This is a genomic window from Marisediminicola antarctica (genome assembly GCF_009930795.1).
Classification (GTDB): domain Bacteria; phylum Actinomycetota; class Actinomycetes; order Actinomycetales; family Microbacteriaceae; genus Marisediminicola; species Marisediminicola antarctica.
On the sequence record NZ_CP017146.1, the window covers coordinates 833,264 to 852,991 of the forward strand.

Annotated in this window: 21 protein-coding genes; 19 read left to right on the forward strand and 2 right to left on the reverse strand. The window is 68.2% G+C overall.

The annotated features are described in order from the left end of the window. Positions 1-11: 11 nt before the first annotated feature. Positions 12-1,751: an FAD-binding protein gene (locus BHD05_RS03955; protein WP_161885275.1), complete on the reverse strand. Its 1,740-nt coding sequence runs from the start codon at positions 1,749-1,751 to the stop codon at positions 12-14. Positions 1,752-2,007: 256 nt separating this feature from the next. On the opposite strand from BHD05_RS03955, the gene BHD05_RS03960 reads away from it, so the two are divergent. The 19 genes from BHD05_RS03960 to BHD05_RS04050 all read left to right on the forward strand — a co-directional run bounded on the left by BHD05_RS03960 (position 2,008) and on the right by BHD05_RS04050 (position 18,816). Further along, entirely contained in the window at positions 2,008-3,477 is a 1,470-nt protein-coding gene (locus BHD05_RS03960) for an MFS transporter (RefSeq protein ID WP_161885276.1), read from the forward strand. A gap of 150 nt (positions 3,478-3,627) precedes the next feature. Continuing rightward, on the forward strand, positions 3,628-4,431 hold the full coding sequence (locus BHD05_RS03965; protein ID WP_161885277.1) for an IclR family transcriptional regulator: 804 nt from the start codon (positions 3,628-3,630) through the stop codon (positions 4,429-4,431). A 91-nt stretch (positions 4,432-4,522) separates the two neighbouring features. After that, a complete protein-coding gene (locus tag BHD05_RS03970) occupies positions 4,523-5,704 on the forward strand; it encodes a 4-hydroxybenzoate 3-monooxygenase (RefSeq protein WP_161885278.1) in 1,182 nt (393 codons plus the stop codon). A gap of 19 nt (positions 5,705-5,723) precedes the next feature. Further along, positions 5,724-6,491 (forward strand): protocatechuate 3,4-dioxygenase subunit beta, encoded by a 768-nt coding sequence (gene pcaH / locus BHD05_RS03975; protein ID WP_161885279.1) that lies wholly within the window; start codon positions 5,724-5,726, stop codon positions 6,489-6,491. Further along, entirely contained in the window at positions 6,484-7,044 is a 561-nt protein-coding gene (gene pcaG / locus BHD05_RS03980; RefSeq protein WP_161885280.1) for a protocatechuate 3,4-dioxygenase subunit alpha, read from the forward strand. The genes pcaH and pcaG overlap by 8 nt, the downstream gene beginning before the upstream one ends. Next, positions 7,037-8,533: a lyase family protein gene (locus BHD05_RS03985; RefSeq protein WP_161885281.1), complete on the forward strand. Its 1,497-nt coding sequence runs from the start codon at positions 7,037-7,039 to the stop codon at positions 8,531-8,533. Before pcaG ends, BHD05_RS03985 begins: the two co-directional genes overlap by 8 nt. Next, positions 8,530-9,318, forward strand: a complete 789-nt coding sequence (locus tag BHD05_RS03990) for an alpha/beta fold hydrolase (RefSeq protein WP_161885282.1) — start codon at positions 8,530-8,532, stop codon at positions 9,316-9,318. Before BHD05_RS03985 ends, BHD05_RS03990 begins: the two co-directional genes overlap by 4 nt. Beyond that, positions 9,311-9,967: a carboxymuconolactone decarboxylase family protein gene (locus BHD05_RS16075; RefSeq protein WP_161885283.1), complete on the forward strand. Its 657-nt coding sequence runs from the start codon at positions 9,311-9,313 to the stop codon at positions 9,965-9,967. Before BHD05_RS03990 ends, BHD05_RS16075 begins: the two co-directional genes overlap by 8 nt. 9 nt (positions 9,968-9,976) lie before the next feature. Next, positions 9,977-10,768, forward strand: coding sequence for a CoA transferase subunit A (locus tag BHD05_RS04000; RefSeq protein ID WP_161885284.1), 792 nt, complete (start codon positions 9,977-9,979; stop codon positions 10,766-10,768). Between the two features lie 3 nt (positions 10,769-10,771). Continuing rightward, the gene (locus BHD05_RS04005; protein ID WP_161885285.1) at positions 10,772-11,452 is read left to right on the forward strand and encodes a 3-oxoacid CoA-transferase subunit B; all 681 of its coding nucleotides are present in this window, start codon (positions 10,772-10,774) and stop codon (positions 11,450-11,452) included. Continuing rightward, positions 11,449-12,678 (forward strand): acetyl-CoA C-acetyltransferase, encoded by a 1,230-nt coding sequence (locus BHD05_RS04010; RefSeq protein ID WP_161885286.1) that lies wholly within the window; start codon positions 11,449-11,451, stop codon positions 12,676-12,678. Before BHD05_RS04005 ends, BHD05_RS04010 begins: the two co-directional genes overlap by 4 nt. 182 nt (positions 12,679-12,860) lie before the next feature. Continuing rightward, positions 12,861-13,265 (forward strand): aa3-type cytochrome oxidase subunit IV, encoded by a 405-nt coding sequence (gene ctaF, locus BHD05_RS04015; RefSeq protein WP_161885287.1) that lies wholly within the window; start codon positions 12,861-12,863, stop codon positions 13,263-13,265. Positions 13,266-13,287: 22 nt separating this feature from the next. Then, the gene (locus BHD05_RS04020; protein WP_161885288.1) at positions 13,288-13,593 is read left to right on the forward strand and encodes a hypothetical protein; all 306 of its coding nucleotides are present in this window, start codon (positions 13,288-13,290) and stop codon (positions 13,591-13,593) included. 14 nt (positions 13,594-13,607) lie between these two features. Further along, positions 13,608-13,892, forward strand: coding sequence for a YdeI/OmpD-associated family protein (locus BHD05_RS04025; protein WP_161885289.1), 285 nt, complete (start codon positions 13,608-13,610; stop codon positions 13,890-13,892). 280 nt (positions 13,893-14,172) lie between these two features. Next, the gene (locus BHD05_RS04030; protein WP_236966639.1) at positions 14,173-14,409 is read left to right on the forward strand and encodes a hypothetical protein; all 237 of its coding nucleotides are present in this window, start codon (positions 14,173-14,175) and stop codon (positions 14,407-14,409) included. A 37-nt stretch (positions 14,410-14,446) separates the two neighbouring features. Continuing rightward, positions 14,447-14,947, forward strand: a complete 501-nt coding sequence (locus tag BHD05_RS04035) for a metallophosphoesterase family protein (protein WP_161885290.1) — start codon at positions 14,447-14,449, stop codon at positions 14,945-14,947. 310 nt (positions 14,948-15,257) lie between these two features. Then, positions 15,258-15,659, forward strand: a complete 402-nt coding sequence (locus BHD05_RS04040) for a YchJ family protein (protein WP_161885291.1) — start codon at positions 15,258-15,260, stop codon at positions 15,657-15,659. A gap of 365 nt (positions 15,660-16,024) precedes the next feature. Further along, a complete protein-coding gene (locus BHD05_RS04045; protein ID WP_161885292.1) occupies positions 16,025-17,416 on the forward strand; it encodes a protein kinase domain-containing protein in 1,392 nt (463 codons plus the stop codon). A 539-nt stretch (positions 17,417-17,955) separates the two neighbouring features. Further along, a complete protein-coding gene (locus BHD05_RS04050) occupies positions 17,956-18,816 on the forward strand; it encodes a nuclease-related domain-containing protein (protein WP_161885293.1) in 861 nt (286 codons plus the stop codon). A gap of 7 nt (positions 18,817-18,823) precedes the next feature. On the opposite strand, the gene BHD05_RS04055 is transcribed toward BHD05_RS04050, so the two are convergent. Then, complete coding sequence (locus tag BHD05_RS04055; protein ID WP_161885294.1) at positions 18,824-19,585, reverse strand: sulfite exporter TauE/SafE family protein; 762 nt, start codon at positions 19,583-19,585, stop codon at positions 18,824-18,826. Positions 19,586-19,728: the final 143 nt, after the last annotated feature.

A 19,728-nucleotide genomic window follows, 5' to 3' on the forward strand; every position in this document is an offset into this window, starting at 1 on the left:
GCGGTCATCTGCTATTCGAGCAACTTGCCGACTTGGGTGACGTCTTCCATGAGTGCCGCGATCTCGGCTGGCACCGACGGAATCTGCTCGTGCGCGATTGAGCCGTCGGCTGACCACACCAGGTTCACCTGTAGGGCGGGGTCCATCTCGGGGTAGTCACTGCGGTTGTGCGCACCGCGGCTTTCCCGACGTTCGAGAGCGCAGGCAAGGGTTGCTCGCGCGGCCATGAGGGAGGCGCGCAGGTCGAAGGCATGCGCGAGGCCGGAGAAGCCCGCGACATCCGGATGCACGCCGATGCGGCTCTGGCGATCGTCGAGTTCGTCCAACTGGCGCAGCCCTTCCAGCAGCCCCGCCTCGTCGCGCACCACTCCGCCGAAGTCCGTCATGGTATTGCGGATGTCGCGCTGCAACGCCCGCACATTCTCCTGGCCGTCTGAGGCAAGGGTGCCGGTGACCTCCCGCGCGGCCGCGTCGATCGCATCCTGTGATCGATTCTGGGAGACGATCCCCGCACTGTACTCGGCTGCAGCCTGACCGACAATCCGGCCGAAGACGAGCAGCTCGATGAGCGAATTGCCGCCGAGACGATTGGCTCCGTGCAGCCCGCTGGATGCCTCGCCGATGGCGTACATCCCGACGACATCGGTTGAGTGGTCATCCGGTCGCACCCACACGCCGCCCATCGAGTAGTGCGCGGTCGGGGCGATCTCGATGGCGGTGGTGGTGACGTCGAGTACCTGCAACTCGAGCATGGTCTGGTAGACGCGGGGCAGGCGCGTCATGATCGTCTCGCGGGGCAGGTGGGAAATGTCGAGCAGCACGCCGCCCTTCGCGGTGCCGCGCCCCTCTTTGATCTCGGTGTACGCGGCAAGGGCGACCCTGTCGCGGGTCGACAATTCCATGCGCTCTGGGTCGTAGTTCGCCATGAACCGTTCGCCGAGTGCGTTCCGCAGAACCCCGCCCTCGCCCCTGGCGGCCTCGCTGATCAGGGTGCCCGCGGCATTCTCTGGTTCGAGGATGCCACTCGGGTGGAACTGAACCAGTTCGGCGTCGCGCAGCCGACCGCCGGCATCCACCGCCAACTTGAAGGAATCGCCGGTGTTCTCGTCCCGGCGGCTTGATGTGCGACGCCAGATGCGATTGTGCCCGCCGGCAGCAATGATGACCGCGTCGGCGATGATCGTCACCCGGCTGCCATCGCGCAGGTCGAAGCCATACGCGCCGAACACCACATTGTCACGCACCAGAATGCGGGTGATGTACACCGAATCGAGGATGGGCACCTCAAGCTGGGCGGCCCGGGCGACCAGGGTGCGCTGGATCTCGAGACCCGTGTAATCCCCCGCGAAAGCGGTGCGACGGTACTTGTGGGCGCCGAAGTAGCGCTGGCTGATACGTCCGTCACGCTCGCGTGCGAACGGCATGCCCCATCGCTCGAGATCCTGGATGCCGCGGCCAGCGTTCTTCGTCACAATCTCGGCCGTGTGGGGATTGGCGAGAAAGTAGCTCTCCTGGATGGTGTCTGCTGCGTGCTGCTGCCAGCTGTCTTCGGCATCCATTGTGGCCAAGGCCGCGTTGATCCCGCCCGCCGCCAGCGACGTGTGTGCGTCGTTCTTGGGGCGCTTGCCGACGGCGAGAACGTCAACTCCGCGCTCGGAGAGCTCGATCGCGGCCCGGAGGCCCGAACCTCCGGTGCCGATGACGAGCACGGAGGTAGAAATGCGGCGACCAGTGACAGTGTCGTGTGGCATGAGAGGGCCTTCCCGGGGCAACAATATGGAGCCACACCGAAAGCGCCTCCCTTCGCGACGTTAGCTCGCATTGCTGGGCTTTAGCTCGGATCACGCCGGGTATCCGTCGTGTGCAACGAGCACCTCCCGCATCAGTGTGAACTTGATCGACAGAGTGTTCACTAAAGAACACGTGGTACGTTTCGTCGCGTCTCACCACCCCTCGCACTGTTGATGCAGTGCTCGCACCGCTGGCCAGCCAGAGAAATGAACTTTGATGCGCTTTCGCAAGCTCGCGGTCGTTGTGCTCCTGTTCGCGTCCTTCATGGACTTACTCGACACCACAATCGTCAATGTCGCCCTCCCCTCGATCGAGGAGGACCTGGGCGCCACCTCGGCTCAGCTTGAGTGGATCGTGTCTGGCTACATCCTCTCGTTCGCCGTGCTCATCATCACCGGCGGCCGGCTCGGGGACATCTTTGGCCGCAAGCGACTGTTCCTGATCGGCGTCGCCGGGTTCACCCTCGCGTCGGCCTCCTGCGCGGCCGCGACCGGCGGTGAAATGCTCGTGGTCTCGCGCATCGTTCAGGGAGTCTTCGGCGCGGTCATGATCCCTCAGGTGCTGTCCATCATCCAGGTGCTGTTCGCACCGAAGGAACGCGTCGGGGTGTTCGGGGCACTCGGCGCGATCTCAGGACTCGCGGCCGTCGCAGGGCCCCTCGTCGGCGGCATCCTCGTGACCCAGAACGCATTCGAACTCGGCTGGCGGAGCGTATTCATCATCAACGTCCCCGTTGGCATCGCGTTGTTCATCACTGCGGCCCTGTGCATTCCCGAGTCCCGCGCCGCGGGGCGCGTGCGCTTGGACGTGCCGGGGGTCGTCTTCATCTCGGCAGCACTATTCCTGCTCGTCTACGGGCTGATCGAGGGTCGCGCGCTCGGCTGGCCGGTCGGCATCTGGATCATGATGGGATCCAGCCCGGTGCTGCTGGCCGTCTTCGTCTGGTACCAGAACCTCCGCGACAAGAAATCTGGCTCCGCTCTCGTGCCTCCCTCGCTGTTCCACAGCCGCGGTTACTCCGCCGGGGTGCTCACCCAGTTCTCGTTCAACGCGTCCATCGGCGGGTTCTTTCTGATCCTCGTGCTCTACCTGCAGATCGGGCTCGGCTTCTCCGCAATCGAGGCGGGGCTGACCACCCTGCCGTTCAGCCTCGGTGCTCTCCTTGGAAGCGGCATCGCGGTGCCGCTCGGCCCGCGCCTGGGGAAAGGGTTGATCCTTCTGGGTGCTCTCGCCCAGATCAGCGGCTACTGGTGGATCACACGCATCGTCGAAGCCCAAGCCGACGCTCTCGTCGGCACCGACCTGATCGCGCCGATGGCCTTGGCCGGGCTCGGTCTCACGCTCCTCGTAGTGCCCCTGACCGACGTCGCCCTCGCCCAGACGGCTATCGCCAACGCCGGAGCAGCATCCGGGGTACTCGGCACCTTCCAGCAGGTTGGCTCCGCAATCGGGGTAGCCGTGGTTGGCGTCGTCTTCTTCGGCACTGTGGGGGAGGCATACACACCAGACGTTCTCCGCGACGCCTTCCTCGCCGGAATGTGGGTCCCGATGTCGGCCCTCGCCCTGGCCGCACTCGCAAGCCTCCTGCTCCCGAACGTGAAGCAGGTCGCCGCGCACAAAGCCGCCGTCGAAATCACCCAGGACGACCACGAGGCACCGGCACGAGAAGATGCAATCAGCCTTTAACCCCGGCCGCTGCGGTTTCGGTCAGTTTCGTGGTGGTGCCCTGCCTGCACGAGTGAACGCACGGCAGCGCCCGCCCTCATGGTCCTGGCTCTCGAATCCACCGAGACATTCGATCGGTGCGCCCTGAACCATCGCGAGTACCGTGGACCCATGTCGGGAAAGCCAGCGCGGTCGGGTACTCCGGCGGGCGACGACGCCTCCCGAGACGACCGTTCGGTCGCGGCGAGGGTGTTCGCGATTGTCGACGCCTTCACGAGTCCCGCCGCCGCCTCCCTGTCTCTCACCGCAATCGCCAGGCGCACGGGGCTCCCGCTGTCGACCACCCATCGCCTCGTCGCGGAGTGGGTGCAGTGGGGCGGCCTGATGCGGCAGGAGGACGGCAACTACGCACTCGGCCTGCGGCTATGGGAGGTCGGCGTGCAGACCCCCACCGCGCACAACCTGCGTACGATCGCGCTGCCGTACCTCGAAGACCTCTACGAGGCGACCCGCGAACACGTGCACCTCGCGATCCTCGACGGCCACGACGCGCTCAACGTGGAGAAGCTGTCGGGGCACCAGGCGGTGCGCGTGAGCTCTCGTGTCGGCGGCAGGCTCCCGCTGCACTCGACCGGCGTCGGGCTCGTGCTGCTCGCGCACGCGCCCTTCGAGGTCATCGACGCGTACCTGGCCACGTCGCTGCGCCGGTTCCTCCCGCTCACCGTCACCTCGCCCGACGAACTGCGCAAGCGGCTCGCCGCGATCCGCGCGAGCGGCATCGCCCACGCCTCCGAGGAGATGACCGTGGGGTCGAGCTCGATCGCCGCGCCGATCCGCGACCGCACCGGCGCCGTGGTCGCCGCGGTCTCCGTCGTCGTGACGACGACGCCGAAGCCGGATCCGGCCCATGAGTCGGCCGTGCGGGCCGCAGCCCGGGGGATAAGCCGGACGCTCGGGTACCGCCGCTCAATCTGACAAAACCTTCCACTGGGTGGAATGTGTCGCCGGGGGCGTGGTGCCACCACAGACACTGGCCTTCTGCCTGTCAACGTTGCGAGGAGTGCCGGTGCCCCACGAAAGAACACGCGTCGCCATCATCGGCGCCGGTCCATCCGGTCTGCTCCTCGCCTGGGCGCTGCGCCAATCGGGCATCGACTCGATCGTCGTCGAGAACCGCTCTCGCGACTACGTGCTCGGACGCATCCGGGCGGGCGTACTCGAGCAGGGTTCCGTCGAGACCCTCACCCGGCTCGGCCTCGGCGACCGGCTCGCCCGCGAGGGCCTCGTGCACGACGGCATCTACCTGCAGTGGGGCGGCGAACGCCAGCACATCGACTTCGCTGAGCTGATCGGCCGCACCGTCACGGTCTACGGACAACAGGAGGTCGTCAAAGACCTCATGGCGGCGCACGACGCGGCCGGCTCGACGGTGTATTACGACTCGGCCGACGTCGCGGTGCACGGTGTCGAGACCACAAGCCCGCGCGTCACCTTCACTCACGAGGGCGAGGCGCACGACATCACGGCGGACTTCATCGTCGGTGCCGACGGGTTCCACGGCATCTGCCGCTCCGCGATCCCGGCGAGCGAGCTCGCCCTCTACGACCGCACCTACCCCTACGCCTGGCTCGGCATCCTCGCCGACGTCGCCCCGTCGACCGATGAACTCATCTACGCCCTGCACGAGGACGGCTTCGCGATGCACTCGATGCGCTCGCCGCACGTCTCCCGGCTCTACCTGCAGGTCGACCCCGCCGAGAAGATCGAAGCCTGGTCGGACGAGCGCATCTGGGAGGCCCTGCAGGTGCGCCTCGGCGTCGACGGGTGGAACCTCACCGAAGGGCCGATCACCGAAAAGTCGATCACGCCCATGCGCAGCTTCGTCGCCTCGCGGATGGACTACAAGAACCTCTTCCTCGTTGGCGACGCCGGCCACATCGTGCCGCCGACCGGCGCAAAGGGACTCAACTCGGCGATCACCGATGTGACCCTGCTCGCCGCGGGCCTCATCGACCACTATGCCGGCGACGACACCCGCCTCGCCGGCTACGGCGCCGCCTCCCTCGGCAACCAGTGGCGGGGGCAGCAGTTCTCGCAGTGGATGACCGAGCTGTTGCACCGCGACACGACCGACCTGCAGTCGGCCGACTTCAACTACCGAAGCCAACGCGGGCGCCTCGACTACGTCTCGCGGTCGGCGCACGCCCAGCGCGCGCTCGCCGAGCAGTACACCGGCCTCGGGTTCTAGCGGCAGAGAGGAACACACCATGACGACACAGAGCGAGATCACCGCGGAGATCGAGGCGGCGGAGGCGGATGCTGCGCGGCGGGTCGCCGGCGGCGAACTGCCGGCGTTGCAGCCTCGGCTTGACTACCCGGCGTACCGGAGCACCGGCCTGCGGCATCCGACCCACGAATTGATGCGCGCCGATCCGGAGGAGATCGAGCGGGTATCGCCGACCTTCGGGCACAGTGATGTGAACGTGCTCGAGAGCGACCTGACGATTCAGCACGCGGGCGAGCCGATCGGCGAGCGGATCACCGTGTCCGGGCGGGTGCTCGACGGCGAGGGACGCCCGGTGCGCGGCCAGCTCATCGAGGTGTGGCAGGCGAACTCGGCGGGCCGGTACGTGCACAAGCGCGACCAGCATCCGGCCCCCCTCGACCCGAACTTCAGCGGTGTCGGGCGGGCGATCACGGGCGACGACGGCGGGTACCGGTTCACGACGATCAGGCCCGGGCCGTATCCGTGGCTGAACCACGTGAACGCGTGGCGGCCGGCGCACATCCACTTCTCGCTGTTCGGCACGGCGTTCACGCAACGGCTGATCACCCAGATGTACTTCCCGGGCGACCCGCTGTTCGCGCTTGATCCGATCTACCAGTCGATCACCGACCCCGCGGCCAGGGCCAGGCTGCTCGGCCACTACACCCACGACGACAGTGTTCCGGAGTTCTCCCTCGGCTACCGGTGGGACATCGTGCTCACCGGCCCGCGGGCCACCTGGATGGAAGCGGAGGGCAGTGATGTCTGAGGAACTGAAGTTCGTGCAGACCCCGTCCCAGACGATCGGGCCGTTCTTCGGCTTCGCGCTGCCGATCGAGCGCGGCGAGCAGCTCGTGCCGGGGCACCGTGCCGGCGCGATCCGGCTGCACGGCACCGTGACCGATGGCGCCGGGGAGCCGGTGATCGATGCGGTCGTCGAGGCTTGGCAGGCCGATGAGACCGGCGCGATCAGCACCGAGTGCGGCGTCCTCGCCCGTGACGGCTACGGTTTCACCGGGTTCGGGCGCACGAGCACGAACCTCGCTGGGGCGTACTCGTTCACGACCGTGAAGCCGGGTGCGGTCGGTCGGTCGGCGCCGTACGTGCTGATCACGATCTTCGCGCGCGGCCTCACCCGGCACCTGTTCACGAGGGCGTACTTTCCGGAGGACGTGGATGCGCACGCGGGCGACGCGGTGCTGAGCGCCGCGGGCGGCAGGGCCGGTACGCTCGTGAGTGTCGCCGACGGGGATGGCTCCTACCGCTTCGACATCCGACTGCAGGGGGAGAACGAGACGGTATACCTCGACTTCGATGCCTGATCACTCCCTGCTCGACCCCCTCGCCCACGGCACCCGCGCGGCCGAGCTCACGAGCGACGCTGCCTTTCTCCAGGCGATGGTCGACGCTGAACTCGCACTCACCGCCTCGCTCATCGACGCCGGCCTCGTCCCGGGCTGGATGAGCGCGGTCTGCGCCGAGCTCGCGGATGCCTCCCGGCTCGACCTCGCCGCCATCACGGCCGAGGGTCGGGCGGGCGGCAACCCCGTGATCCCGCTGGTGAAACACCTCGGCGCCCGCGCGGAGGAGCTGCGGGCCGGGGCATCCGACCACCTGCACGTCGGGGCGACGAGCCAGGACATCCTCGACACCGCCGCAATGCTCGTCGGCCACAGGGTCTGCGGGGAGGTGCTCGCGAGTCTGGGCACCCTCGCCGACCGTCTCGCGCGGCTCGTAGGCGACAACCGCGACACCCGCCTGGCCGGGCGCACCCTCGGCCAACAGGCCTCGCCCACGACCCTCGGGTTCATCGCGGCAGGCTGGCTCGATGCCGTGCTGCACGCGACGGCGGCACTCGAGCGGGTGCGGGGGAGCCTGCCGGCGCAGCTCGGCGGGGCCGTCGGCACCCTCTCCGTGCTCACGACGATCGCCATCGCGCGCCGCCAGGGCACCCCGCCGGCGGAGACCGTTGACCTCGTGGTCAGCGGCTTTGCGGGGAGGCTCGACCTTGCCGAGGCGCCGATCGCGTGGCACACCAACCGGTTGATCATCTGCGACCTCGCCACCGCCCTCGCCGCGGCGACGGGAGCCGCCGGAGCCTTCGCCCTCGACGTGACCGTGCTGTCGCGCACCGAGATCGGCGAACTGGGTGAGGAGCTCGCACCCGGGCAGGGTGGCTCCTCCGCCATGCCGCACAAGCGCAATCCCGTCACCGCCGTGCTCGTCACGGCCGCGGCACGGCAGGCGCCGGGGCTCGTGGCGACGCTACTCGGCAGCCTGCTCGCCGAGGACCAGCGGCCGAGCGGCGCGTGGCATGCCGAGTGGACCGCGCTGCGCACCCTCGAGAGCGTTGCGATTGCCGCGACGACGGGGGCGGCGCACCTCGCCGGCCGACTGCACGTCGACCGGGAGCGGATGCAGGCGAACCTCGGTCTGACCGACGGCCTCGTCTTCAGCGAGCAGGTCACCACGATTCTCGCGGAGGCGCTCGGCAAGACCGCCGCCTTCGCCCTCGTCGAACGGGCGGCGCTCGAGGCGGCGACGACGACGCGGCCGCTGCAGATCGTGCTCTCGGCCCACCTCGCCGGCGACTCCCCCATCACGCGAGCGATCGACGACTCCCTGCGCGCCCGGGTCTGGTCGGCGTTCACCCCCGGTGCGACGGATGGCGCGGCGGGCCTCGGCCACACGGCTGCCGGCATCGACCGCGTGCTGCGGCGGTACCGCGGGTGCGCGCTGAGCCCTGGGGTGACCGCGCGGACCGAGAGCGTGGCGCCGCCGACCGACGACGAAGGGACCCCGGCCACATGACCAAGCCCACCATTCGAGGCACGATCCAGGAGGTAGTGGGGAATGTCGGCGAGCAACAGATGATCGTGCTCGGGCCCTCCCTCGGCACGACCAGCTCGCTGTGGGACGGCGTCGTGCCCGCCCTCGCCGAGCACTACCGGGTCCTGCGCTTCGACCTTCCCGGCCACGGCCTGAGCCCCGCGGCGACCGAGCCGTTCAGCATCGCGGATATCGCCGACGCGGTCATCACGCTCGTGGACTCCGTCGGCGGCGGCCCCTTCTTCTACGCCGGCATCTCGCTCGGCGGCGCCGTGGGTCTCGAGCTCGCGCTCCGCCACCCGGACCGGATGCTGGGGCTCGCCGTCATCTGCTCCGGCGCGAAGATCGGCGCTGCCGAGGGCTGGGTCGAGCGAGCCGGCCAGATCCGCACCAGCGGCACAGCGTCCGTCGTCGCCAGCAGCGCGGACCGGTGGTTCGCCCCCGGATTCCTCGAACGCGACCCCGCAGCCGGGTCAGCCGCGCTGAGCGCCCTGATCGACGTGGATGACGAGTCGTACGCGCTGTGCTGCGAGGCACTCTCGGCGTTCGACGTGACCGACGAGGTCACCGGCATCCGCGCGAAGACCCTGTGTGTATCGGGCGAATTCGACCTTCCGACCCCCACAGCGCAATTGCAGGAGCTCGCCGACAGCATCCCCGGCGCACGGCACGTGACGATCTCGGGAGTGGCGCACCTGCCGGCGCTCGAACGACCGGACACCGTCGCGGCACTGCTGCTGCGGGCAGTGGAGGTGGCGAATGACTGAGCCCACGAAGGATTCGACCGAGCCCACGAACAATCCGCCCGAGGCGCGTGCAGGCGAGGCGCGTGCATGCGAGGCGCGTGCATGCGAGGCGAGTGCATGCGAGGCGAGTGAGGCCTTCCGTGTGGGGATGCTCGTGCGCCGGGCCGTGCTTGGCGACGCTCACGTCGATGCCGCCACTGCGGCGATCACCCCGGAGACCGCCGACTTCCAGAGCTTCATCACCCGCTACGCGTGGGGCGAGATCTGGACGCGTCCCGGCCTCGACCGGCGCACAAGGAGCTTCCTCACGATCGCGAGCCTCGTCACGGGCACCCACCTGCACGAGCTCGCGATGCACGTGCGGGCGGCCCTCGGCAACGGACTGACCCGCGCCGAGATCAGCGAAGCGATCCTGCACACCGCGATCTACGCCGGCGTGCCCGCCGCGAACTCGGCCATGACGGTCGCGCGCGATACCTTCGCGGCGCTCGATGCAGAGGCGGGAGCCGTGCCCGGGGCCGAGGCTGGAGCGTCCGCATCCGATCCTGGAGCCGATCCTGGAGCCGATCCTGGAGCCGATCCTGGAGCCGATCCTGGAGCCGATCCTGCAGCCGATCCTGGAGCCGACCCTGGCGCGTCTGCATCCTCGCATCCCCGAACTTCCAGCTAAGGACCCCAGATGGACAAGACCTATCCCTCCGCTGCCGCCGCCGTCGCGGACATCGGCAGCGGCGCGTCGCTCGCGGTCGGCGGCTTCGGCCTCGTCGGCGTGCCGATCGTGCTCATCCGGGCGCTCCTCGCGCACGGCAGCTCCGACCTGCGGGTCGTGTCGAACAACTGCGGAGTCGACGGCTGGGGGCTCGGCGAGCTGCTTTCCGAGGGCAGGATCAGCCGGGTGACCGCGTCGTACATCGGTGAGAACAAGGACTTCGCGAGGCGTTACCTCGGCGGTGAGCTCGAGGTCGAGCTCACCCCGCAGGGCACCCTTGCCGAGCGGATGCGCGCGGGCGGTGCGGGTATCCCGGCCTTCTTCACGGCGAGCGGCGTCGGCACGATGGTCGCCGACGGCGGGCTGCCCTGGCGGTACGGGCCGGCTGGCGAGGTCACCGTGCAGTCGCCGCCCAAGGAGACCCGAACGCTCACCTCGCTGGGCAGGGAGCTCGAGTACGTGCTCGAGGAGGCGATCGTCACTGACTTCGCCCTGGTGCGTGCCGCGCGCGGCGACCGGCACGGCAACCTCGTCTTCGAGAAGTCCGCCCGCAACTTCAACCCGGTCGCGGCCATGGCTGGCCGCGTGACCATCGCCGAGGTCGACGAGCTCGTCGAACCGGGCGAGATCGACCCCGACGATGTGCACCTCGCGGGTATCTACGTGAACCGCATCGTGCAATTGAGCGCGGAGGATGCCGCCGACCTGCCGATCGAGAAGGTCACCACCCGCCCGCGCCCGCAGACCACCACGGAGGCCTGAGCCATGCCACTGACCCGCAACGAAATGGCGGCCCGCGCCGCGCTCGAGCTCGCCGACGGCAGCTACGTGAACCTCGGCATCGGCCTGCCGACGCTCATCCCCAACTACCTCGCAGCCGGAACGAGCGTGATCCTTCACTCGGAGAACGGCGTTCTCGGCGTCGGCCCCTACCCGTGGGAGGGCGAGGAGGATCCGAAGCTCATCAACGCGGGCAAGGAGACCATCACGGTGAACCGGGGGGCGGCCTACTTCGATTCCGCGCAGAGTTTCGGCATGATTCGGGGCGGCGTCATCGATGTCGCCGTGCTCGGCGCGATGCAGGTCTCGGCCACCGGCGATATCGCCAACTGGGCCGTTCCGGGCAAGATGATCAAGGGGATGGGCGGCGCGATGGACCTTGTCCACGGCGCCGACACCGTGATCGTGCTGATGGAGCACTCCACCAAGACGGGCGAGTTCAAGATCGTGCCCGAGTGCTCGCTGCCCCTGACCGGCAAGAGGGTCGTGACCCGCATCATCACCGACCTCGCCGTCATCGACGTCACGCCTGTGGGGCTCGTGCTGCGCGAGATCGCGCCGGGGCTCAGCGTCGCCGACGTGCAGGCAGCCACCGGGGTGCCGCTGGTGCTCGAGGGGGAGCCGGTCGTTATCCGCACCACCGACGCGGACGGGCGTGCGGCATGAGCGGCCCGAACACCCTCCGCGAGGTCGTGATCTGCGAGCCGCTCCGCACCCCGGTCGGACGTTTCGGCGGCATGTTCAAGGCCGTGGCGCCTGCAGACCTCGCGGCGACTGTCATCCGCGCCCTCATCGAGCGCACCGGCATCGACGGTGCCGCTGTCGACGACGTGATTCTTGGCCAGGGCTACCCGACCGCCGAGGCGGCCTCGGTCGCGCGCGTCGCCGCGCTCAACGCCGGACTCCCGGTCACGGTCGGCGGTATGCAGCTCGACCGGCGCTGCGGCTCCGGGCTGCAGGCGGTGCTCGACGCGGCCATGCAGATCCAGACTGGCGTCAGTGACCTCGCTATCGCGGGCGGCGTCGATTCGATGAGCCAGGCGCCGTTCTATACGGTCGACTCGCGGTTCGGCGTGACAGGCACCGGCGGCATCCAGCTCCGCGACGCCCTCGCGCGGGGTCGCGAGACCGCGGGTGGCCGCAACTATCCCGTCCCCGGCGGCATGCTCGAGACCGCAGAGAATCTGCGCCGCGAGTACTCGATCGGGCGCGAGGAGCAGGACGCGCTCGCGCTGCGCTCCCACCAGCGGGCGGTGCGCGCCGTTGCCGAGGGCCGCTTCGACGACGAGATCGTGACGGTCACGGTTCCCGGGCGCAAGGGCGATGTAGTGATCGACGCAGACGAGACGCCGCGCGCGGACTCGAGCCTCGAGGTGCTCGCGGCGCTGCGCCCGATCCTTGTGAAGACGGATGCCGAGGCGACGGTCACGGCCGGAAACGCGAGCGGCCAGAACGACGCCGCCGCCGCGTGTATCGTCACGACGCCGGCGCGCGCGGCCGAGCTCGGCCTCACCCCGATCGTGCGACTCGTCGGCTGGGCACGCTCCGGCGTCGAGCCGTCGCGGATGGGCATCGGTCCGGTTCCCGCGACCGCGAGAGTGCTCGACCGGGTCGGTCTGACGCTTCGCGACATGGACCTCATCGAGCTTAACGAGGCCTTCGCCGCGCAGGTGCTCGCGGTCAGCCGCGAGTGGGGCTTCACCGAGGAGGACTGGGAGCGCACCAACGTCAACGGCTCCGGCATCTCGCTCGGGCATCCGGTCGGGGCGACGGGCGCCCGCATCCTCGCCACCGGATCCCGCCAACTGCAGCGGACCGGCGGACGCTACCTGCTCGAGACCATGTGCATCGGGGGCGGGCAGGGGCTCGCGGCAGTCTTCGAGCGGGTGTAGCGGCGGCACGCAGCGCACACCACACGGCACGCGGTACGCCTCGCGCGCCGGCTAGCGCCTCGCGGCGTCAGCCTGAACGGACGCGCGCAGGGGTGCCCGAGAGTGAACTTCATTCTGCCCAATCCACGATATGATGAATTTATGAACTCATCAAGAATAAACACGGTGTCGCCGTGAAGAGCATGAAGACAGTTCTCTACGTGGTCGGCGTGTGCTTTCTCGTCGTCGACGCTGCATATCTGATCTGGAGCCTCGCGGACGACAACTTCGAGCTCGTCGGGCTGCTGACGATCGGGCTGTCGGGTGTCATGTGCGTGATGCTCGCGTTCTACTTCGGCCAGGTTCTCCGCGGTGACGGCGCCAACCTCGCCGAGGACCGCCTCGACGCCGGGATCGACGACGGCGACCCCGAGGCGGGGTTCTTCAGTCCCTGGAGCTGGTGGCCGGTGCTGCTCGGTGGCGCGATCTCGGCTGTTGTGCTCGGCCTGGCGATCAGTCCGTGGATCGCCATGTTCTCCCTCCCGCTGCTCGTAATCACGATCGTCGGATGGCAATTCGAGTACTTCCGCGGCAACTTCGCCCATTGAGGGCCGACCCGATAGGAGCGACATGCAACTGCAACTCTTGATCGATCGGATGATTGACCAGGCCCACGAGGTCGATCCCGGCGGCACGTACAGCATCCTGGTCGGGAACGCGCCCGCGACCGAGCTCGAGTGGGTCAGAGGCAAGAAGGTCTACCGCTGGTGCCAGGTCGTGCAGACGCGGGTCGTGCCTAACTACGCCGTCGTGCTCGCCCCGTCGCCGGACAACCTGCGCAACAGTGACCTGGTCGAATTCCATGGCCGGATTCTCGACGGAGACGTCACCCGCCACACGATCCGGCGTGGAGTGGGGACCGGCCACCTCGCCTGAGCAAAAGATGGCTATTGCTCAGAACCGTTGTACCCGTGCCCGTGCCCGTGCCCGTGCCCGTGCCCGTGCCCGCAGCATCGGCCGAGCTCGCGCTGGTGCAGCCGGCGACCGTCGCGGAGCGGCGGGACTGGCTCGCCGCGAACCACGCCGATGCCCGCGGCGCGTGGGTTGCGATCGGCAAGAAGGGCAACACGGTCACAGCCCTCGACTACGACGGGCCGTCAGGGAGGCCCTGTGCTTCGGCTGGATCGACGGCCTGGCCCGATCGCTCGACGAGAGCCGCTTCCTGCAGCGAATGACACCGCGCAAACGAGGCAGCGACTGGGCGGCCAGCAACAAGGCGCGGGTGGCCGAGCTGGACCGCAAGGGTCGGCTGGCCCGGCTGGGATCCTGGTGATCGAGCGTGCCAAATCAGACGGATCGTGGGCAGCGCTCGACGACATCGAGGGGATGGTCGTGCCCGACGACCTCGCCGCTGCTCTCGCCGTGGATCCGCTGGCGGAGAGCAACTGAGTGCACGTCGCCTAACGGCTGCGCGACATCCGGTCCACCCCTTCTCGGTCGGATCGGAGGCCCCTAGTGTCAGTCTCACGTAATCCTCACGACAAGGACCACGACAAGGACACTGACATGCTCCTCGACAAGGAACAGATCATCGACTTCCTCAGGAGCCTCGGCAGGAACGACGAGGCGACGAGGGCCGATGCGGAGCTGCCCGACAAGGTCGACACCGACAAGGATCGGGGCCTGCTCGAGAAGTTCGGAGTCGACCCCAAGGAGGTCCTGGGCCAGCTCGGACGCTCGTTCGGGCTGTAATAGCGCGGCGCGCGGCACCACGTGATGTGCTGGGGATATGACGCGACTACTGCTGCTGGCCGACACGCACGTGCCGACCCGAGCCCGAGCGCTCTCCGCCCAGGTCTGGTCCGCGATCGAGAGCGCGGACCTCGTCATCCACGCTGGCGACTGGATCGAGACCGGTCTGCTCGACCAGATGGAGGCCCGCGCCGCCCGTCTCGTCGGTGTCTGGGGAAACAACGATCCGCCGGAGCTGCGCGAGCGCCTGCCGGAGATCGCCCGGGTGGAGGTCGATGGCATTCGCATTGCCGTCGTGCACGAGACGGGCCCGGCTCGCGGGCGCGAAGCGCGCAGCGATGAGCTGTTCGCGGATGCCGATGTGCTCGTCTTCGGCCACAGCCACATTCCGTGGGACTCGGTGACTCCCGGTGGTCTGCGTCTGCTGAACCCCGGGTCGCCGACCGACCGACGACGGATGCCGACCTGCACCTACCTGACGGCGGTGGCCGAGGCGGGGGTGTTGCGTGACGTCAGGGTCGTCGACACCGAGAGATGACTCGGACGGCGTCGACTGGTGACCCGGTTCCGACTAGCGGCTGAAGAGGCGCGCGAAGAAGCCGGGCGTGGGGGCGTCGTTCTCGTGTCCGCGGCAGCGCTGCGAGCTTGAGACTCCGCGCATGACCTGATCGACGTGCTGGCCGCAGCCCGCCCACGTCGACTTTCCGCACTTCTTACAGGTGACCGCACGGCACATTCAGTACTCCTTCGCTGGGTGGATAACCCCTACTATACCCCTGGGGGTATAGGTTCGCGCAAATCGTGACCACTGGCTGCAACGGGTTGGCGCCGGCCCGGATAATGGTCAGGTGACCGATTCCGAGTGGCGTCTCGCGGCAACCGCCCGCTGCCCGTGTCTCAGCGGACTGCAGTACGGCGAGTGTTGCGGCCCCTTTCACCACGGCTCGGCGTTCGCGCCAACGGCCGAGCGGCTCATGCGCTCGCGGTACTCCGCTTTCGCGGTCGGCGACGCCGACTACCTGCTCGCGACCTGGCACTCGACAACCGTGCCGTCAAGGCTCGAGCTCGACCCGGAGCAGCGCTGGTATCGGCTCGAGATCGAGGCGACGAGTCGCGGCGGGATGCTCGACACCGAGGGCACCGTGGAGTTTCGGGCGTTCTCCCGCGCCGACGGGTCCGCGAGCGAACAGCACGAGGTGAGTCGCTTCGTGCGCGAGAAGCGTCGCTGGGTCTACCTCGACGGAGTCTGACCCTTAGCGGGCGGGCGCGCACCGCACTGCGCAACGCGCAGATCGAGAGTCGTGGCGGTGCCTGTTCACAGACCTGCCGCCACGACGATCGATAGGGAACCCGATGATCCCCCGCCATTGCACTCACTTCGGGTCGTGAAGGCCGGTGCTGGTGGATGCCGCGGTCTCCGCATCGAGATCGCGACACAACCCGGCACCGTTGGCGGGGGATCGTTCGGGTGCAACACCCACTGACCATGGTGCGCAGCTCCCGCTGGCGCGGCCAGTGACAAAGGTCCCGAGCGCGTGCGCCAGTGCGGACCAGCGTGCGCGGCAGCATCCGCAATTCTGCCTATGCTTAGGCGACCGCAGAGGAGAAGGACCGGATGGGCGAGCGATCGGGCGATGAAGTGCGCGGGCTTTTGCATGGCCGGTATCGGCTGCTCAAGCTGCTCGGTGAAGGCGGGATGGCGAGGGTTTTTCAAGCTCACGACGAGTTTCTCGGGCGTGATGTCGCGGTCAAGGTGTTCCGCTCTAATGCCGTCGCCGAGAGCGACCTTCGCCGGCAGAAGGACGAGATCAATGTGCTGGCCGGGCTTGGACACCACAGCCTCGTGACACTGCTCGATGCCGCCGTCGACAAGTCGGTGCCGGGCGAGCCGCGCATCTTCTTCGTGATGGAACTCGTCGAGGGCATCGACTTGCGTGAGCGTATCGAGAAGGGCGGACCCGTCTCGCCGCGCCACATCGCCCACATCGCACGCGACCTCGCTGAGGGGCTCGAGTTCGTGCACAATCGAGGCATCGTGCACCGCGATATCAAGCCGGCCAACATCCTCATCGTCGATTACGACGACAATGCGACGACGGCCCGCGCGCGGCTCACTGACTTCGGGATCGCGCTGCGAGCGGAGTCGACCCACATTTCGGCGGAGAATGCCGTTACCGGTTCGGTCGCCTACATTAGCCCGGAGCAGGCGCTGGGTGAGCCGTTGGGAGCTCCGACCGACATCTACTCGCTCGGCCTCGTGCTGCTCGAGTGCTTCACGGGAACCATCGAATTCCCCGGCCCAGCGGTGCAGTCCGCCGTGGCCCGGCTCATCCGTCGTCCCAACGTCGATCCGGTGCTCTCGCCGGAGTGGCGGGAGATCCTGGCCGCGATGACGTCGCGGGACCCGGTCGACCGACCGGATGCCGGCGAGCTCGTCAAGGCGTTCCGGCAGATGATCACCGCCGAGTCGGGCCGCCATGCCGGCCCTATGGATGCGCCGAATGAGGCGGGACGGATGGATGCCGTCCTCCGCTACGACCTGCTCGATACTCCTCCCGACGGCAGCTTCGACCGGATCACCGCGGTCGCCGCACGCGTATTCGGGGTGCCGTTCGCGATCGTCAGCGTCGTGGACACCGATCGCGTGTGGTTCAAGTCAAGGCACGGCGTCGATGCGGAGCAGATCGGGCGCGACCCGGGGCTGTGCGCGTCGGCGATCCTGCACGACGAGCCGTGGATCATCGAGGATGCCCGTGCCGACCCGCGAGCGCTCGCGAACCCGCTGGTCGCGGGGGAGTTCGGGATGCAGTTCTACGCTGGAGTTCCACTGACTACGCGCGACGGCTTCAGCCTCGGCACCCTGTGCGTGATGGATCTGGAGCCGCGCACGGTGACCGCGGACGAGATCGCAACGCTCCAGGACCTCGCCGCGATGGTGATGCGGGAACTCAACCTGCGCTGGGAAACGCGGCGCGCGGCCGCGGAGCTCGCATCCGCGGCTCTGTGAGGGGGAGCCGTGTGGCCTCAGCGATGAACTCGACGTTCCGTGCGGGATTCCGGACGATCCCGCGAACTGCCGACCCAGTCGCCGGGGCAGCCGGAGGGTTATTCGCTTGGTGTTGAGGGACTTCACGATCTCGTGCCGCTGAAGTTCACTTGCTCGGTGTCCGTGTCCGTGTCCGTGTCCGTGACGGTGCCGGTGCCGGTGCCGGTGCCGGTGCCCGTGTCCGCACCCGCACCCGTGCCGGTGTCCGTGTCCGTGTCCGTGCCGAATCCGAAGTCGGCGCGCGGCGTTACCCGGAACAGCAGCTCACCGCCGTGCCGGATTTCGTCGCCGCGACCATAGAAGGTTCCCTCGGGCGAGGTGATGAGTAGAGCGAGGTGATGGGTAGTCCGGACCTTTGCTCGTCGGCGTCGGCGTCGGCGTCGGCGTCGGCGACTGGGCTGTTCCGCCCGATTCTCCCCTTGCGCTCGGCACCGCCCCTTTTGGGGACTGCCCGAAGATGCGAGCAATCGGTAGGTTTCGGTGAACCCTCAAGGAGCACGATGACCATCCCGACAACATCCATGCACGATCGCGCGCCCGGCGCGCTCGTGATCGAGCAGCTCCTGAGTCTTCAGAGCCGCGCGTCGCCGCGCTCCGGAGTCGCCCGCTTCTTCGGTGTCTCACCGCTCGCAGACGACAATGCCTCGTGGTACCTGGGAGCGCTGGGCGAGATCGCCGTCGGCGAGATCCTGAGGCGGCTGCCCGACGGGTGGACGTCCTTCCACGCGCTGCCGGTCGGCACTAAGGAGTCCGATATCGACCACATCGTCACCGGCCCCGGAGGTGTCTTCGCGATCAACACCAAGCGCCACAAGGGCAAGCCGATCTGGATCGCTGACCGCACGTTCATGGTGTCTGGCCACAAGCAGCCGCACCTGCGCAACGCCGAATACGATGCCGATCGGGTCGAGCGCCTGCTCGGCGATCGGATGCCAGTGCCTGTGCCTGTGCCCGTCCCTGTGCCCGTGCCTGTGCGCGTGCCCGTGCCCGTGCCCGTGCCCGTGCATCCGATCATCGTGGTCGTCGACCCGAAGTCGATCGACATCAAGAAGGCCCCGGGCCGGGTCGCGGTGATCGAGGCGCGCCACCTCGCGCGCTGGCTCCTGAAGCGGCCAGCGGTTCTGGAGCCCGACGTAATTCGGGAGGTCGCCGCGGTGCTCGCCGACCCGGCGACATGGCGAGCCGCGACGCCACCGGACGCCGACCTCATGGCGCGGTTCGAAGTGCTCGACCGCGAGGTGCGCGCAGCGCGGCGGGTGCAGAGGCTGTGGGTGCTTGGCTTTTCGGCGGCCGCTGCCGTGGGCCTGTTCGCGTTGCTGCAGCTCGTGCCGCAACTGGTGATGGACTCCGTCGGGCTTTAGTTGCCTGCTAGTTGACGATGAAGTACGCGATGGCGGCGAGGCCGACCACGACGATCACGATGCGCAGCACAAGAGGGGGGAGTCGCTGGCCGACCCAGCCGCCGATCTGTCCGCCGAAGATCGCGCCGATGGCGATCACGCCGGCCGCGAGCCAGGCGACTTGCGAGATGAGCACGAACACGATGGCGGCCGCACCGTTCGCGGTGGCGGCGAGCACGTTCTTGTAGGCGTTCGCGCGCTGCAGCGATCCTGGCAGCAGGATCGACAGGGACGACAGCAGGATCACGCCTTGGGCTGCGCCAAAGTATCCACCGTAGACACCGGTGAGTGCGGTCGTCGTGAAGAGCGCGACCCTGTTGTTCGGTGCCTCGTCGCGGGCGAGGCGGCGTGCAGCGATCGTGCGCTTGATGCGGGGACCAAACACGACGAGCAGCAGGGCGAGCACGATGAGAGCGGGCACGACTCCGTCGAAGACTTCGGCGGGCAGTTGGAGTAGCAGCAGCGCACCGGCGAGTCCGCCGATCGCGGAGAAAGTCGCGAGTGCCAGCACCGGCTTGAGCTGCCCCTTGAGCTCCTTGCGGTACGCGATCGCCCCGCTGATCGAGCCGGGGAAGACGCCGACGTTGTTGGTGACGTTGGCTAGCACCGGGGGATAACCGAGGGCGAGCAGTACGGGGAACGTGATGAGTGAGCCGGATCCGACGACCGTGTTGATGATCCCGGCGAGGGTGCCCGAGATAAACAGAACGACGACTTCGATCCAGCTCATGCCGCGCTACTCGTGGCGGATGCTGCGTATGAACTCACGGTGGACCCTCTACTGTGCTGGATGAGCGAGGGCATCCGGTGCCGTCGATCATTATCGTGCCACGCGCACAGCGTCGTGCGGAAATCAGTGCCGGGTACCGGAAT

What these genes read in the sequence shown, in the direction of transcription:
- BHD05_RS03960 (WP_161885276.1), top strand. Translation starts at nt 2,008, where the DNA reads ATGCGCTTTCGCAAGCTCGCGGTCGTTGTGCTCCTGTTCGCGTCCTTC.
- BHD05_RS03990 (WP_161885282.1), top strand. Translation starts at nt 8,530, where the DNA reads ATGACCAAGCCCACCATTCGAGGCACGATCCAGGAGGTAGTGGGGAAT.
- BHD05_RS03985 (WP_161885281.1), top strand. Translation starts at nt 7,037, where the DNA reads ATGCCTGATCACTCCCTGCTCGACCCCCTCGCCCACGGCACCCGCGCG.
- pcaG (WP_161885280.1), top strand. Translation starts at nt 6,484, where the DNA reads ATGTCTGAGGAACTGAAGTTCGTGCAGACCCCGTCCCAGACGATCGGG.
- BHD05_RS04000 (WP_161885284.1), top strand. Translation starts at nt 9,977, where the DNA reads ATGGACAAGACCTATCCCTCCGCTGCCGCCGCCGTCGCGGACATCGGC.
- BHD05_RS04055 (WP_161885294.1), bottom strand. Translation starts at nt 19,585, where the DNA reads ATGAGCTGGATCGAAGTCGTCGTTCTGTTTATCTCGGGCACCCTCGCC.
- BHD05_RS04045 (WP_161885292.1), top strand. Translation starts at nt 16,025, where the DNA reads ATGGGCGAGCGATCGGGCGATGAAGTGCGCGGGCTTTTGCATGGCCGG.
- BHD05_RS04050 (WP_161885293.1), top strand. Translation starts at nt 17,956, where the DNA reads ATGACCATCCCGACAACATCCATGCACGATCGCGCGCCCGGCGCGCTC.
- BHD05_RS04020 (WP_161885288.1), top strand. Translation starts at nt 13,288, where the DNA reads ATGCAACTGCAACTCTTGATCGATCGGATGATTGACCAGGCCCACGAG.
- BHD05_RS04035 (WP_161885290.1), top strand. Translation starts at nt 14,447, where the DNA reads ATGACGCGACTACTGCTGCTGGCCGACACGCACGTGCCGACCCGAGCC.
- BHD05_RS03955 (WP_161885275.1), bottom strand. Translation starts at nt 1,751, where the DNA reads ATGCCACACGACACTGTCACTGGTCGCCGCATTTCTACCTCCGTGCTC.
- BHD05_RS03965 (WP_161885277.1), top strand. Translation starts at nt 3,628, where the DNA reads ATGTCGGGAAAGCCAGCGCGGTCGGGTACTCCGGCGGGCGACGACGCC.
- BHD05_RS16075 (WP_161885283.1), top strand. Translation starts at nt 9,311, where the DNA reads ATGACTGAGCCCACGAAGGATTCGACCGAGCCCACGAACAATCCGCCC.
- ctaF (WP_161885287.1), top strand. Translation starts at nt 12,861, where the DNA reads ATGAAGACAGTTCTCTACGTGGTCGGCGTGTGCTTTCTCGTCGTCGAC.
- BHD05_RS04010 (WP_161885286.1), top strand. Translation starts at nt 11,449, where the DNA reads ATGAGCGGCCCGAACACCCTCCGCGAGGTCGTGATCTGCGAGCCGCTC.
- BHD05_RS04005 (WP_161885285.1), top strand. Translation starts at nt 10,772, where the DNA reads ATGCCACTGACCCGCAACGAAATGGCGGCCCGCGCCGCGCTCGAGCTC.
- pcaH (WP_161885279.1), top strand. Translation starts at nt 5,724, where the DNA reads ATGACGACACAGAGCGAGATCACCGCGGAGATCGAGGCGGCGGAGGCG.